The organism is Microbacterium sp. M1A1_1b, assembly GCF_053345565.1.
In genome coordinates, this window is the sequence record NZ_JBKFAJ010000001.1 from 356,838 (window position 1) to 370,667 (window position 13,830).

The window sequence follows — 13,830 nt, forward strand, 5'->3', positions numbered from 1 at the left end:
GCCGGTACGGTCGGGGAATGAGCGATCACGAGATGCCTGCGTGGGCGATCAGGGCAGCCACGATCGACGACGTCGAGGGCATCGCGCAGGTCCACGCGACGTCGTGGCGGCAGACCTACGGCCGGTTCGTCGACGACCCGGACACCGACCCCTGGTTCGACGTCGCCCCACGCATCGCCATGTGGCGCACGAACCTCGAACAGCGCCTGTACGAGACCGTGGTCGCCACGGACGACACCGGCATCATCGGCTTCGCTGCGGTCCGGCCCACGCCGGAGCCCGACGCCGTTCGTCCCGAGGAACTCACCATGCTCTACGTGCTTGCGCGTGCCCACGGGTCGGGCGCGGGCCAAGGGCTCCTCGACGCGGTGCTCGGCGACCGTCCGGCGTCGCTCTTCGTCGCGCAGGACAACCCCCGAGCGCATGCCTTCTACCAGCGGAACGGCTTCGTCGCCGACGGCGCGACCTCGAGCTTCGGCCCGATCGAGATCGCCGTGCGGCTCGTCCGGTGAGCATCGAGTCCTTCGACGTCGAACCGGTCCACCAGCGTGCCGCGCCCACCCGCGTCACCCCCGCGTCGCCTCGATCACCACGTTGTCGACCGAACGCCGGCCGTCGGGACGCTGCAGGCACGTGACCACCACGAGCCGTCCCGGGACGTCCGCCCACACGCCGGCATCGCTGCGGATGTCCTGCTTGGTGACGGTCTCCGCGCGCGTGACGCGGTAGGTCGTGCCGTCGACGGTGATCGGTGCACCGACGGCGATGCGAGCACGGGCATGCGCGACGTCGATCAGCGCGTTGCCGGGTCCGACCCCGCCGGCGCGGAGCGAGTGCATCGCGACGAACACCGTGCCGCTCGCGGGTGCGGTCGGGTCGACGCCCAGGTTCCGCACCCAGTAGGCCGAGGTGAACCCGGGCGGTTCGATGACGCCGTCGACGACGTCCAGCGAACCGAGGGGCACGTCGAGTCCGACCGACGGGGCCGCGAAGCGTCCGTGACCGGACGGTGCGGCGGACGCCGCTGGGGCGGGTGGCGGGCCGTCGAGCTGCACGGTGTTCCCCGCCAGGTCCACGCCGCCGGATCCGCTGCGCTGCTGCGCGCCCGGAACGGTCAGCATGATCGCCGCAACGGTGACCATGCCGGCCGCGAGCACGGCCGCGACGGCGGCGAGGACACTGCCCCGCCGCCACCGCGTGGTCGTGGTCGACACTCAGCGCCCGGTGCGCAGGCGCGTCCGGAGCCGCAGCGTCCCGAGCCCTGCAAGGATCGCCAGACCGAGTCCGCCGAGGGCCAGCCACGGCGCGGAGGTCGGGGCCGTGACGACGGCGCCGCCGGTCGCGACCGCGGGTCCGCTCGCCGTGGAGGCCCGCCCTGCTGCCGTCACGGTCGCTGCGGTCGTGCTCGTGGTGGCACCCGGCGCCGTGACGGTGAACGACACCGGCACCGTGACCGCGGCACCGGTCGGGTCGGCGAGGAACAGCACGTGCGTCCCGGCGGCGAGCCCGGCCGGCACCGTGACCGTGGCGGTGACGGAGCCGTCCGCCGCTGCCGTGACGTGGCCGACGGTGACGGGGTCCGAGTGCAGGACGATCCCGTACACCGACCCCGGGGTGAGCCCGCTGCTGCTGATCGTCACCGAGGAACCGGCGGGGACGCTGCTGCTGCCCGACAGCGTCACGACCGGGCGACGGAGTGCGATCCGGTACTGGTGGGTCGTCGTGCCGTCCTGCGCGGTGACGGTGACGACGGCCGTGTCGCCCTGCACGGAGACCGCAGAGGTGGCGGCGGCGTTCGTCGTCGTGACGTGTACGTCGCCGCCCGACAGGGTCGCGATCGGTGCGGTGACGGTCGCCCCTGCCGCGGTCGCAGCAGCGTCGAGGGCGACGGCCACCCCGGCGACGGAGATCGCCGAAGCACTCGCGTCGTCCGACACCAGGAACCGGCTGCGCAGCGCGGTCATCTCGCCGCTCGTCACCCCGATCGTCTTCGTCAGGTAGGAGTCCATCCCGGCGTACTTCGACGCGACGTCGCTCTCGAACGTCCCCTGCAGCAGCGCCGGTGTCGCCCAGGTGACGCCGAGCTGGGTGTTCGACAGCAGGTAGTCGTGCAGGATGTCCGCGCTGTCCACGCCGAGCACCCGGTCGAGCAGGTCGATCACGGTGCCGGTGCGGTCCATGCCGTGCGAGCAGTGCAGCAGGACCGTGCCGCTCGTGTGCGTCGCCAGGATCTGCAGCACCTGCGCGTACGCGGTGATCATCGGGCCACGGTCCGTGGCGCTGACGTACCCCTTGTCGACCAGGTCGTGGTACATCGCGGTGTCGTCGCTGTAGTCGCCGTCGGCGCCGAACATCGAGATGGCGACGTCCTTCGCACCCGGGATCGGCACGTCGGGCTTCGCCGCGATCTGTCCCGGCGTCCGCAGGTCGATGACGAGGTCGACGTGGTACTTGCTCGCGAGCGTCTGTGCTCCGGCGGTCGTCAGCTTGTCGAGCGACTCCGAGCGGATCAGCCGCGAGGAGTCGACCGTCTGCCCGCCGAGACCCGTGAACGAGCCCAGCGCTCGGCCGTTCACCATGCCCGGGACGTCGGTGACGGGGTGGTCGGTGGTCGTCATCGCGGGTTGCAGCGCGGAGTCCGCGTGTGCGGCCGTCGCGGAGCAGCCGATGACGCCGAGCACGGCGACGGCCGCGAGCGTGATCGTGGCCGCGTGGAACAGCGCACGTGCACGGGTGGGGTGGTTCGACACGGGTCTCCTCGTTCGGGAACCCTGCTCACAGCGCAGTGCGGGGTCGCAGCGCGGGCAGGACGAGGAGCACGCTCCCGAGGCCGGAGGTCGCCACGGTGAACGCCTGCGAGACGTCAGGTTGACAGGTCATGAGCCAGCCCACAGCCTGGCTGGTGCATTCACCCCCGCGAGGGCACGACCGCACTGACGCGCAGGTCGTCGAAGGTACTCGTGAACCCGGCACCACCGAGCGAGATCAGCCCGATGCGCGGTGTGTCCCCGAGGTCCGCGGTCCAGGTGCCACCGCGCACGAAGTGCCGTCCGTCCGCGCTGGTGTACGCCGTGTACCGGTCCTCGCCCCCGACGACCCGGTGCACGATCCGCAGCGTCGTGGTGTCGCCCACGGGACCGACCACCATGTTGCCGTACGTCGGCGCTCCGGCCGGCTGCCCAGAGGCCTGCTTGCCGAACTCCGTCTGCCGGGTGTCGTAGATCGAGTTGGACACGAGACGGACGTAATCGCCGTCGGAGCCGTACACGATCAGCCCGCCCTGCACGTAGTTCTGCACGCTGTCGCCGCTCGCCGGGGTGTCCACCGCCACGGTCGTCTCGACGACCCAGTCACCGCGGGGTGCGGGCTCGGTCAGCACGGAGGCGAGCGGCGTCGCCGGCGGGTGCAGGTCTGCGGCCTGCGTCTGCCACCGGAACGCCCCGCCGGACACCGTCCAGGTCGACGGGTCGGGCTCGCGCGTCCAGGTCAGCTGCGACGGCAGCGCGGTGCCGTCGAACGAGGTCGAGGCCGAACGGATCAGGCGCCCGGGCACGTCGACGGGCGCCGTCGAGGCGCGGTAGGTCGGACGCTCCCCCGGCTGCGCGACCGGTCCCGGCTGCACGGTGTCCGACGGACCGGCTCCCCCGCGCACGGACGGCCACCCGCCCTGCCAGTCGAGCGGATCGATCAGCACCGGCCGCTTGGTGTAGGTCGCCTGCCCGGCGTAGTACGGGTCGTTCCGGTCCACCGCGTGGTAGATGATCCAGTCCTGCCCGGCGAAGTCGGTCACCACGGTGTCGTGCCCGGTGCCCACCCAGCGGTTGCCGTTCTGGGCGAGGAGGGGCGTGCCGCCGACGCGCGTGCTCGTGATCGCGACGCCGTCACGGTCCGTGAACGGACCCAGCGGACTCCGGGACCGGGCGACGAACACGCCGTACCCGGTCAGCGCACCGTTGCAGCAGTTCGTGGCGGATCCCATGAACCACCACCACCCGTCGTGCTGCATCAGGTAGGCCCCCTCGTACCGGTTGTCGATCGCGATCAGCCGTTCGCTCGCCGGGTCGGAACGCAGCCCGTCGCGGCTGAGCGTCCGGACGTGCACACCACCGAAGTAACTGCCGAAGTACACGTACGTCGTGCCCCGGTCGGTGATGACCTCGGGGTCGAACTCCCACCGCTGCCCGGCCCCGTTCGGCGCCGCCTGTGGTGCGACGACCGGCCCGCCGGAGTCGGTCCAGGGTCCGGTCGGACTCGAGCTCGTCGCGACGCCGACCGCGGACCCACCACCCGTCGGAGCGGTCGCCGGCGGCGTGTCCGAGGCCGCGTAGTACAGGTACCACCGGCCGTTCCGGAACACGACGTCCGGCGCCCAGATGCCGTTCGCGTCGCCGACCCACGCCGGCTTGGTGCTGAAGGCGTCGCCGACGTACGTCCAGTGCGTCAGGTCCGTCGAGCGGTAGGTCGGGACGACGTGCTGCACGAGGGACCCGTCCGCCGCCTTCTCGGTCGCGGTCAGGGCGTCCGAGGTGCAGTAGAGGTACCAGTTCCGGTCGCGGCCGACGCCGTGCACGGCGCTCGGGTCTGCGCAGCTGGCAGCGGTCTGGCCGTCGGGCAGCGCGAGCGCCATCGGGTTCTGGTGCGTGGGCGCAGCGGTACCGCCCCGCGACGCAGGTGCGGCACCCGGGTTCAGGGCAACCGCCGGGAGGGCCGGTGTCAGTCCCACGACCAGGGTCGCCACCGCGATCAGTGCGGTCAGTGCTCGGCGCACGGTGTCTCGCTCTCGTCGTTGAGAACCCACCCCCTCGTCGTCGAGGCAGCGGCATGGTGCTCTGCTCCGGCGGAGCCTACGCCGACGGGCGCGCTCCGCCGAGACCTGTCCGGAATCGGCGCGTGGCCGACCGGGTCAGACGACGGGGGCCGGGTCCCCCTGCACCGGGACGGGTTCGACGCGGGCTGCCGGTGCGCCGACGGTCGGCACGGTGAGTACGAACGCGGTCGACGGACCCGGCGGACAGACCAGGTCACCGCCGTGCGCGCGGGCGATGCCGCGGGCGATGGGCAGACCGAGTCCCGCGCCGCCGCTGCGGTCGTCGCGCGCGGCGTCGAGGCGGACAAGACGGTCGAAGATGCGGGAGCGGTCGGCCTCGGGCACGCCTGGCCCGTCATCGGTCACGTGGACGGACGCCAGCTCCCCAGGACGATCGACCGCGATCGTGACCGTGCCGGTGCCACCGGTGGCCCGGGCGGCGTTCTCGAGCAGGTTCCCGATCACCTGCGCCAGTCGGTCGCCGTCCGCCGGCACCGTGACGGGCGACTCCGCTTGGATCACCTCGACGCGCAGAGCCGGGGCGCGGAGTCGGGCGCGGTCGGCTTCGAGCCGCACCAGCGCGCCGAGGTCGACCGGACCGAGCTCGAGCACGAGCCCCCGGTCGACCCGCGCCATCAGGAGCATGTCGTCGACGAGTCGTGACGCCCGCCCGGCCTGTCGCACGACGTGCACCGCGAGCTCCTCGCGCTCGACCGGGTCGAGCGGCGCACGCACCAGGGTGTCGGCGGCGGCGCGGATGCCGGCGACAGGGGTACGGAGTTCGTGCGCGGCGTCGGACAGGAACTCGCGCATCCGGGCCTCGGCCGCGAGCGCCTGCCGTTCGGCGCCCTCGACCGCGTCGAGCATCTCGTCGAAGGCGACCGCGACCCGACCGATCTCGGTGGTGCGCCGGCCCGGGCGCAGCCGCCGCCCACGGTCGCCGTGCGCGATCGACCGTGCGGCCTGCGTCATCTCGTCGAGGGGACGCATCGTCCGTCTGACGACGAGCACCAGACCGCCGGCGGCCAGCAGCATGAAGCCCGCGGACGCGCCGAGCATCACCCACCGCAGCTCGCCGAGGACCTCGTCCACCGAGCCGGTGCCGGCCGTGAGCCGGATGGTCGAACCATCGCTCAACCTGGAGACCAGGGTGACCAACCGGTCCTGCTCGGTGACCGTGGACGACGTGATCGCGACGCGCGCTGCGGCGGTGCCCGAAGCGGTGGTGCCGGCCGTTCCGCTGCCGGAAGCCGACGTGTCGGCGGCGGCCGAGCCTCCAGGCCGGGTGCCAGCCGGACCCGGCAACCCGCCCGGGTCGGGTGGCCCCTGCTTGAGCTGGTCCGGCGTCGGCCCGGCCTGCACCGAACCGCCGCCCGGCGTCGTGATCGTCACGGACAACCCCTGCATCGAGAGCCGGTCGGCCAGGTCGTCGGCGTCGACCGTGCCGACCAGGGCGGCTGCCGCCGATGCCCGGTCGCGCAGGCGGTCCTCGATCTGGGCTCGCAGGCGGCCGCCGAGGGTGGCCTCGACCGCGATCGACAGGCCGCCCAGCAGCAGCGCGAGCAACACGAGCACGGCGACGACGGTGCGCGCTCGCAGGGAGCCGGTACGCAGCGGGCGGGCGCTCACGCGGCCACCGCGCTCAGGCGGTACCCGATGCCTCGGACGGTGTGCACCAGGCGGGGCCCGTGCGCCTCCATCTTGCGGCGCAGGGCGCTCAGGTGCACCTCGACCAGGTTCGGGTCGACGCTGTCGTAGCCCCACACCTGCGTCAGGATCTGCCCCTTCGACATGGTGCGCCCGCGGCTCTCGGCCAGGAACGCCAGCAACCGGTACTCGGTCGCGGTCAGGTCGAGCGTCACCCCGGCGCGACGGGCGAGGGCAGCGTCGGGATCGAGCACCAGGTCGCCGACCTCGACGACGGCAGGGATCCGCCCGCGGCGTCGGAGCACGGCGGTGACCCGGGCGACGAGCTCGGCCATCGCGAACGGCTTCACGACGTAGTCGTCCGCGCCCTCGGCGAACCCACGCAGACGGTCGTCCACCTCGTCGCGGGCGGTCAGCATCACGATGGCGGCGTCCGAGCTGGTCCGCACCCGGGCGGCGAGCTGGATGCCGCTCGCACCGGGCAACATCCAGTCCAGCACGACCAGGTCCGGCACGAACTGCGTCAGGTCACGCTGCAGCTCGGACCCGTCCGGAGCGTCGAGCACGACGAGTCCCTCGTCGCGCAGCGAACGGGCGACGGAGACACGGATGGTCTCGTCGTCGTCGACGAGCAGGACGCGGGCTGGGGTGGACACGGCGGACACCGTACGTCGCCGCAGCAATCACCGAGCATGGAACGACCTGGGGAGAACCTGGGCTTCAGTGATGCTTCAGATTCGACTTCGAGCGTGGTCGTCACCGGCAGGAACGCCGGACCGGCAGTCGCCGGAGACGAACTGGAGACACCATGACGAACAACGACGAACCGACCCGCGAGTTCCCCCGCCACGACCCCGACCACCAGCCGACCGAGCAGTTCGCCCGGTACCAGCAGACGCCGGGCCCGGAGCCGCTGGCGTCGTCGGTGCCTGCCGGGCAGGGCGGTCGCCGCACGGGACTCGGTCGACGCCTGGGCATCGGTGCGGCCATCGTCGCCGTGCTGATCGGCGGAGTGGGGGTGACCGCGGCCGTGGCAGCGGGCAACGGCGGGAGCACGCCGGTGTCCGCGCCGACCGGCGCCCCCTCCGGAGCGCCCTCGGGTGCCCCGACCGGCGCGCCGACCGGTGGGCCCGGCGCTGGCGGCGCCCCGGCCGGTCCCGCGGCCGGTGGCCCCGCAACTGGTGGACCCGCCGGAGGGGCCGGCGCGACCTGTGGGCCGGCTGCCGGCGGCGCTCCCGCGGCGGGCGGCGACGCCCCGACACCGCCGAAGGACGCTCCGAAGCCCCCGGCCGCACCGGACGCGTCGGGGAAGGCCGACGGCAGCGGGAAGGCCGGCAAGGACGCGCCGACCCCGCCGACCGACGCACCGAAGCCGTCCGGTGCGCCGGCAGGACCGTCCGACGGGCCGACCTCCGGGTCCTGATCCGCGACGGGGGGCCGTGCTGGCGCAGCACGGCCCCGGCCGCTCCGGCGTCAGACGGCCAGGCCCCGGACCACGTCGTGCACGACCTCGGCGGCGCGGGCCGCGGCATCGTCGAGGTGCAAGCGGAACTCGTCGCCGTCGGGCGCACACAGGTCGCTGATGCCCCGCACCGACACGAACGGCATCGCGTGCACGTGGGCGAACTGCGCGATCGCGGCGGACTCCATGTCGACGGCCGCGACGGTCGGGAACGCGTCGCGCAGCACACGGGCACGGTCCTCGGTCACGAAGACCTCACTCGACCCGATCGTCGCCGACCGGAGCGGATGGGCTGTGCCGGAGGCCAGCGCCAGCCGCACCATCCGGTCGTCCGGGGCGTAGCCCGTCGGCATGCCGGGGACCTGGCCGAGCGCGTACCCGAAGGCCGTGGCGTCGGCGTTGAGGTTGACGTAGCGGTCCCCCACGACGACGTCGCCGATGGCCACCCCGCGCATCAGCCCGCCGGCGGTCCCGACGCTGATGACCGGCACGACCCCGAAGTCGTGGAAGCAGTGGGCGACCGCGGCGGTGGCGTTGGTGAACCCGATGCCGCTGCGGCGGACGGCGATCGTCGCACCGTCCACGTCGAGGAGCTGGTGTCCGTCGTGGCCACCGACCGGGCCGTACTCGGACGGGACCCCGCCGATGCGGTCCGCGAAGGCCGTCACCTCTTCGCTCATCGCCGCGATCACCACGGCGACCGGTGCTGCCCGATCGTCCACCCGACGATCCTTCCACACCCTCGAGTGCGCGCGGTCAGGCGCCGCGGCCACCGGCCCGCCGGGCATGCGCCCGGTGCTTGATCGCCTCGATCACCGAGGTCTTGGCGTCGGCGTACGCGTTCATGTCGTCCCACTGCCGGGTCATCAGCGCACGCTTCGTCTGCTCGTACAGCGCGCGATCGGCGTCATCGGCGCGCAGGTGGTCGCGCAGCAGCAGGTAGGCGTCGACGGCCGGGGTGCCCTGCTCGTACACGTGGACGTGCACGTCGCGCTCGGGCGTCCTGACGAGACGGTGGCCGGGCTCGCGCACGCGCAGCTGGTACCCGGCGACGAGCAGCGGCTCGAGGTACGCGGCCTCGTCGGTGACGTCCGGCACCGCGACGACCACGTCGATGATCGGTTTGGCAGCGAGCCCCGGCACCGCGGTCGACCCGATGTGCTCCACCACGACCGGCAACGCCCCGAGTGCGCGACGGATGCGCTGCTCGTGGTCGCGGTAGGTCGCGGGCCATGCCTCGTCGTACTCGTGCAGGCCGACGACGAGGGGTTCCGGACCGCCGACGATCTCGGTGGTCGTGACGTCGGGACGCGGGGTCGGTGCAGGTGCTTCCACGGGTCCATCCTGCCCCGGTCGGCTCTGGCCAGGACCCGCCCGCCCGCCTTCTCAGTGCCAGAGCACCAGCAGTCCGACCAGCCCCGAGAAGGTCAGGGCGATCGCGCTGACGAGCACCCCGACCATGACGTCGTCCTCGGGTACGTCGTCGGTGTCCACCGGCCCGTGCTGCCGTCGTGTCCTCATGAGAACCGTGCCACGAGGCCGGGGACCACCGCGTGCGGCTGGATCGCGACCAGGCGGTAGGACGCGCCGTCGTCGAACGTGAGCACGACGGTGTGCGGGCCGAACAGGTACGGCGACGCGGTCAGGCGGGGGCGGTTCGCGGTGAACTCGTAGACCACGGCCGTCCGGGCGAGCGACGACCCGCGCTCCTCGTAGAGCGACACCTCGTCCGGGGACGTCCCCGTGGCGCCGGCGCACGTGCTGTCGACGAGCCACTGCGTCGTGCCGATGCCGCGCAGGTCGCTCGCGCTGATGACGCTCGACACGACGTCGTCGCCGCAGATCTGCAGCCCCGGGTGCTCGGCGGCACGGACCGCCGCGGTGAGCCCGGGCACGGTGTCCGTCGACGGGTGAGCGTCCTGTTCTCCGGGCCGCGGGGGCTGTCCGGACGGGAAGTCCGCCGGCGTCGCGCTCGCCGTCGACGGCGAGGCCGGTGACGACGTCCGGTCGCCGGCCGTGGTGGACGGCCGGACGCTCTCGCGGCTGTTCCCCGTCCGCGGTGCGTCGCGGGCCGGGGACTGCGCGCACCCCGCCAGCAGTCCCGTGACGACCAGTGCTGCCGCCACGACGCCCGCGGTGGTCCTCGTGCGTTCCATGTCCTCATCCTCCTCGTCGAGCGCGACCCGGTGCGTGCTCCGACGACGGAACCTACGGAGCCCGGGTGTCGACGCCGTGACGCCCGGCGCGGCAGGATGGCCCTGACGAGGTCCGGACGACCGTGCCCACGCGGATCTCGTCGTCACCGAACTGTCACACGACTGCCGCCGACGAGCCACCGCGGCGTCCCAGGATCGGGACGAACCCACCTGGAGGACCACGATGACCACCGCAGCACCCCTCGATCCCCGCCCGCGGCGCGGCGCCGCCGCCACGGCGATCGCCGTCGCACTGGCAGTGGCCACGTGTGTCGCGGCGTCGCTCAGCATGGGTGCGCTCGGCACCCCCTCGGCCGACGCCGCACCGGTCGCGCAGGCGGCCAGCGCCTCGGGCGCCTTCCTGGCCGGGTGCGGCAGCGAGGCCGTCGCGTCGCCGCTCACCGTGCCGATCTGGTGCGCCTCGTCCGACCAGGTGCTGCAGGACCTGACGTGGTCCGCCTGGGGCGGCACGTCGGCCCGCGGTGTCGGCAGCTTCGTCGACAACCCCTGTGACTGCGCGAGCGGGCAGCTGCACCGGTACGCCGTCGCCGTCTCGCTGGACGACCGGGTCGCCGTCGCCGGCACCACCCGGTACGAGCGACTCCGCATCACGTTCGCCAACGGTCGTCCGGGGTGGGCCTCACGCCCGACGATGTCCTTCCGATGGAGCGACCAGGGCTTCGTCACCGACCAGGTCCTGTCGTGACCGACCCCGTCGAGGGTGGCGCGTCCGTCCTGCTCGCCGAGGACGACGACGACGTCCGTGAGACCACACGACTGCTGCTGCTCCGCCGGGGCTTCCGCGTGCAGGAGGCCGCGGACGGCGTCATCGCGCTCGACCTCGCCCGCGCGGCGCTGCCGGACATCGCCGTGGTCGACGTCGCCATGCCGCGGATGGACGGCTTCGCGCTGGCCCGGGAACTCACGGCGCTGTCCGTGCCCGTGGTGTTCCTGACCGCCAGGGACCTGCCGACGGACATCGCCGGCGGGCTGCTCGCCGGCGCTGACGACTACGTCACGAAGCCGTTCGACCCCGATGTCCTGGCCGCTCGGCTGACCGCGGTGCTCCGACGCACCGGGACGCGCCCGGTGCGGACCGAGCGGATCGGCACCATCGTCGTCGAACACGACGCCAAGCGGGTGCTGCGCGGTTCGACGCCGGTGCCGCTCAGTGCGACGGAGTTCCGCGTCCTGCAGGCCCTGCTGGCGAACCGCGGCGCCGTGTTGTCGCGCGAGCAGGTCGTCGCGATCGTCTGGGGTTCGACGTGGCAGGACCCGCGGATCGTCGACACGAACGTGCAGCGCCTGCGGCGGAAGCTCGGCAGCGACGCCGTCGAGACCGTCCGCGGCTTCGGCTACCGGATCGCGGCGGCCACACCGTGACGACCTGGACGTCCGGACCCGTTGCTCCCGCCGCGCGACCCGTCATCACGACACGGGTCGCCTGGTACCGGTCCCTCCGCGTCCGGACGGCCACGGCCATGGCGCTCCTCGCGCTCACCCTGGTGCTGGCCGCGGGTGCCGTGTTCGCCCACACCTCGATCACCGGTGCGCGCGAACAGCTCCGGGCGCAGGCCGTCGCGCAGCTGCGCGAGACCGCGGCGACCGACGCGTTCGGCGGTGCGCTGCCGTCCCGAGCCACCTCGGACCCGGCGGCGCTGCCGGGTCCCCTCCGCCGCGCACTCACCGGCGACCAGGTGGTCACGTACGACGACGGCGACGCGATGTGGGCCGCACGCGGGCAGGGCGACGACCTGCTCGCGACACGGGTGTCAGCAGCGCCGGTCCGCCAGCAGTGGAACGCGCTCGTCGAGACCTTCGCGGTCAGTGGCGCAGCGGCAGCGCTCATCGCGGCCGTCGCCTCGTGGTTCGTCGCCGGGCGGCTGACCGGGCGACTCCGACGTACCGCCAGCACCGTCAACGACGCGATCGGGGGGCGGCAGGCGGCGCCGGCAGCAACCGCCGAGGACGACGAGGTGGGCGTGCTGTCCCGCGGCATCGCCGACACGGCCGCCGCGCTCGCCGCCCGGCTCGAGCGGGAACGCGCCGTCAGCGCCGACGTCGCCCACGACCTGAAGACCCCGTTGACGGCGCTCAGCAGCGCGGCCGCCCTGCTCGGCGACGACGAGGACGCCGCACGGATCCGTCGGTTGGTCCGGCGGTTGCGCGACCTGGTCGACGACCTGCTGCGACTCGCCCAGGCACAGCACGACACACCCGCGGTGCAGGTCCGACCGACGTCGCTGGCGGGTGCCGTCGAAGAGGTCCTCGAGGACCAGGCCACCGGCGACGTCCCGCTGCGCGTGCTCGCCGACGCGACCGTGCCGCTCGACGCCGACCGACTCGCCCGGGCGCTGACGAACCTGGTGCAGAACGCCCGGCAGCACGGCGGCGGTCACGTGGTCGTCGAGGTCGACGGCCACGAGGTCCGTGTCGTCGACGACGGCCCGGGATTCCCCGAGGCGATCCTGCGCGACGGACCGCGCCGGTTCGGCGCGCTCGGCACGGCCGGCGGAACGGGCATCGGCCTGGCCATCGCCCTGCACCACGCCGAGGCGATGGGCGCGCGCCTGGTGCTCAGCACCACCGACGGCGGAGCGTGTGCGGCCCTGCGGTTCGGCTGACCACCGGACGGGAGGCGCGGGACCGGCCGGCACCGCGCCTCCCGTCCGGTGTCCTGGTCGCGTCCACCGCCCCTGGGAGCCCGCCGACACCCCGTGGACACGGGTCGCGGACCGTACTCGGGCCGTGTCAGGATGAGGCCGTGACGGCGATGCCGCTCCCGGAACGGCAGCCCACCTTCCGGAGGTACCGGGTGGTGACGATCAGTGAACACCGCGGTGCGGAGCTCGAGGCGACCTACGGGCTGTCCGACGGCGTCGACGGTTCGCTCGACCAGTTCCAGTACGCGGGTGCCGGTGACGCCGACCTGTCGATGCGCGGCGCGACGGTCGAGGGCACGCGCACCGGACGTATGCGGCACCGGCGCGACCACATCGTGTTCTGGATCGGCGACGGCACCGCGACACTCACACCGGAGTCCGGCGAGACGCTGACCGCCGTCCCGGGACGACCCATGATGCTCTCCGGCAGCGTGGCGTACGACTTCACGGCCGACACCCGCAAGGTGACGATGCTGCACGTGTCCGAAGAACTGCTGCGCCGGTGTCTCGCCGCCCGCGGTGTCGTGCTGCGCGGGCCGTTGGTCTTCGACGAGCAGCCCGACGGCATCGCGTCGCTGCGCGATCTGCAGGCGGAGCTGCGCCGGTCGACCCCCGACCTGGTCAACGCCGAGGTGACCGGAGCCGAGCGGGCGCTGCTCGACGCGCGCGTCGCGGATGCCGTCGTCCGGACGTTCCCGGTCCGGGCCGCCCAGAGCCTCGCCTCGCCCTCCGTCTCGCGTGCGGTCGACCTGATGCACCTGGACGCCCGGTCTCCGCTGACACTCGAGGACCTGGCCGACGCGTCGGGACTGAGCATCCGCGGACTGCAGAACGCCTTCTCCCGCGACCTCGACACGACCCCGACCAAGTACCTGCGCGACCTGCGCCTGGACGGTGCCCGGCGCGAGCTCGAGGACGGCGAGGCGTCCGCCGTGGCCGAGGTCGCACGCGACTGGCAGTTCAACCACCTGGGTCGGTTCGCGAGTGCCTACGGTGAGCGGTTCGGCGAGCGGCCGAGCGAGACGCTGCGGCGGCGGCGGGGCTGAGTCGCGGCGT

General features: G+C 73.4%; 14 protein-coding genes. 6 read left to right on the forward strand and 8 right to left on the reverse strand.

All coding sequences use genetic code 11. The features are described 5' to 3' along the window. The first annotated feature begins 17 nt into the window (after positions 1–17). Entirely contained in the window at positions 18–512 is a 495-nt protein-coding gene (locus tag ACLBWP_RS01655) for an N-acetyltransferase family protein (protein WP_447653767.1), read from the forward strand. Between the two features lie 54 nt (positions 513–566). Here ACLBWP_RS01655 and ACLBWP_RS01660 read toward each other — a convergent pair whose 3' ends face one another. The 5 genes from ACLBWP_RS01660 to ACLBWP_RS01680 form a co-directional block, all read right to left on the reverse strand. After that, positions 567–1,214 carry a class F sortase gene (locus ACLBWP_RS01660; protein ID WP_447653768.1) on the reverse strand — a complete coding sequence of 216 codons (648 nt, stop codon included), beginning with the start codon at positions 1,212–1,214 and terminating at the stop codon, positions 567–569. Then, on the reverse strand, positions 1,215–2,750 hold the full coding sequence (locus tag ACLBWP_RS01665) for a tyrosine-protein phosphatase (RefSeq protein ID WP_447653769.1): 1,536 nt from the start codon (positions 2,748–2,750) through the stop codon (positions 1,215–1,217). A gap of 158 nt (positions 2,751–2,908) precedes the next feature. After that, on the reverse strand, positions 2,909–4,768 hold the full coding sequence (locus ACLBWP_RS01670) for a family 43 glycosylhydrolase (protein ID WP_447653770.1): 1,860 nt from the start codon (positions 4,766–4,768) through the stop codon (positions 2,909–2,911). A gap of 135 nt (positions 4,769–4,903) precedes the next feature. Then, positions 4,904–6,436, reverse strand: a complete 1,533-nt coding sequence (locus tag ACLBWP_RS01675; RefSeq protein ID WP_447653771.1) for a sensor histidine kinase — start codon at positions 6,434–6,436, stop codon at positions 4,904–4,906. Continuing rightward, a complete protein-coding gene (locus tag ACLBWP_RS01680; RefSeq protein WP_243563318.1) occupies positions 6,433–7,110 on the reverse strand; it encodes a response regulator in 678 nt (225 codons plus the stop codon). The genes ACLBWP_RS01675 and ACLBWP_RS01680 overlap by 4 nt, the downstream gene beginning before the upstream one ends. Positions 7,111–7,262: 152 nt before the next feature. On the opposite strand from ACLBWP_RS01680, the gene ACLBWP_RS01685 reads away from it, so the two are divergent. Further along, on the forward strand, positions 7,263–7,877 hold the full coding sequence (locus ACLBWP_RS01685) for a hypothetical protein (protein ID WP_447653772.1): 615 nt from the start codon (positions 7,263–7,265) through the stop codon (positions 7,875–7,877). A 50-nt stretch (positions 7,878–7,927) separates the two neighbouring features. Here the strand turns inward: ACLBWP_RS01685 and mtnN are convergent, their stop codons facing one another. From mtnN to ACLBWP_RS01700, 3 genes are all read right to left on the reverse strand, one after another. Then, the gene (gene mtnN / locus ACLBWP_RS01690; protein WP_243563321.1) at positions 7,928–8,638 is read right to left on the reverse strand and encodes a 5'-methylthioadenosine/S-adenosylhomocysteine nucleosidase; all 711 of its coding nucleotides are present in this window, start codon (positions 8,636–8,638) and stop codon (positions 7,928–7,930) included. 34 nt (positions 8,639–8,672) lie between these two features. Then, a complete protein-coding gene (locus tag ACLBWP_RS01695; RefSeq protein ID WP_447653773.1) occupies positions 8,673–9,251 on the reverse strand; it encodes a GrpB family protein in 579 nt (192 codons plus the stop codon). A 182-nt stretch (positions 9,252–9,433) separates the two neighbouring features. Further along, positions 9,434–10,072 (reverse strand): hypothetical protein, encoded by a 639-nt coding sequence (locus ACLBWP_RS01700; protein ID WP_447653774.1) that lies wholly within the window; start codon positions 10,070–10,072, stop codon positions 9,434–9,436. 223 nt (positions 10,073–10,295) lie between these two features. Between ACLBWP_RS01700 and ACLBWP_RS01705 the strand changes: the two genes are divergently transcribed. From ACLBWP_RS01705 to ACLBWP_RS01720, 4 genes are all read left to right on the forward strand, one after another. Next, positions 10,296–10,817, forward strand: a complete 522-nt coding sequence (locus ACLBWP_RS01705; protein ID WP_447653775.1) for a hypothetical protein — start codon at positions 10,296–10,298, stop codon at positions 10,815–10,817. Beyond that, positions 10,814–11,494 (forward strand): response regulator transcription factor, encoded by a 681-nt coding sequence (locus tag ACLBWP_RS01710; RefSeq protein ID WP_243563325.1) that lies wholly within the window; start codon positions 10,814–10,816, stop codon positions 11,492–11,494. The genes ACLBWP_RS01705 and ACLBWP_RS01710 overlap by 4 nt, the downstream gene beginning before the upstream one ends. Further along, positions 11,491–12,735, forward strand: coding sequence for a sensor histidine kinase (locus tag ACLBWP_RS01715; RefSeq protein ID WP_447653777.1), 1,245 nt, complete (start codon positions 11,491–11,493; stop codon positions 12,733–12,735). Before ACLBWP_RS01710 ends, ACLBWP_RS01715 begins: the two co-directional genes overlap by 4 nt. A 194-nt stretch (positions 12,736–12,929) precedes the next feature. Next, positions 12,930–13,820: a helix-turn-helix transcriptional regulator gene (locus ACLBWP_RS01720; RefSeq protein WP_447653778.1), complete on the forward strand. Its 891-nt coding sequence runs from the start codon at positions 12,930–12,932 to the stop codon at positions 13,818–13,820. Positions 13,821–13,830: the final 10 nt, after the last annotated feature.